Source organism: Bacillus sp. EKM208B (assembly GCF_011800725.1).
In the GTDB taxonomy this organism is placed as follows: Bacteria; Bacillota; Bacilli; order Bacillales; family Bacillaceae; genus Bacillus; species Bacillus velezensis.
Genome location: NZ_JAANHO010000032.1, coordinates 1 through 609, shown reverse-complemented (window position 1 = coordinate 609; position 609 = coordinate 1). Strand labels below are relative to the sequence as shown.

Genomic DNA, 609 nt, shown 5'->3' with positions numbered 1-609 from the left:
GTCATTGACGAAGCGATCCGGCTGGATATCACCCGCTTAAATCACTATTTCGAAGAGCACGGCGTGACCATCACCTTCCTGCCTACGCAGCTCGCCGAACAATTTATGGAGCTGGAAAATACCTCTCTCCGCATGCTTCTCGTCGGCGGCGATAAGCTGAAGCGGGCGGTGAAACAGCCGTACACGATCGTCAACAACTACGGCCCGACGGAAAACACCGTCGTCGCGACAAGCGGCGTCATCAATCCGGAGGAAGGGTCGCTTTCGATCGGACGGGCGATTGCCAATACGAGAGCTTATATTCTCGGCGACGGCGATCAGGTGCAGCCGGAAGGCATTGCCGGTGAATTATGCGTGGCAGGCCGCGGACTTGCGCGCGGATACCTGAACCGTGAAGAAGAAACGGCGAAGCGGTTTACCGCCGATCCGTTCGTGCCCGGCGAGCGCATGTACCGGACCGGCGACCTCGTCAAATGGAACGCGCAGTGCGGCATCGAATACATCGGGCGTATCGACCAGCAGGTCAAAGTGCGGGGCTACCGGATCGAGCTTTCAGAAATCGAAGTCCGCCTCGCCCAGCTTGCGGACGTTCATGACGCAGCGGTGACG

Annotated in this window: 1 protein-coding gene; it reads left to right on the top strand. The window is 58.9% G+C overall.

Annotation, left to right across the window (positions count from 1 at the left end):
• The coding region (locus G9F75_RS19685) for an AMP-binding protein (RefSeq protein WP_167409335.1) at positions 1 to 609 on the top strand (609 nt) is incomplete at both ends.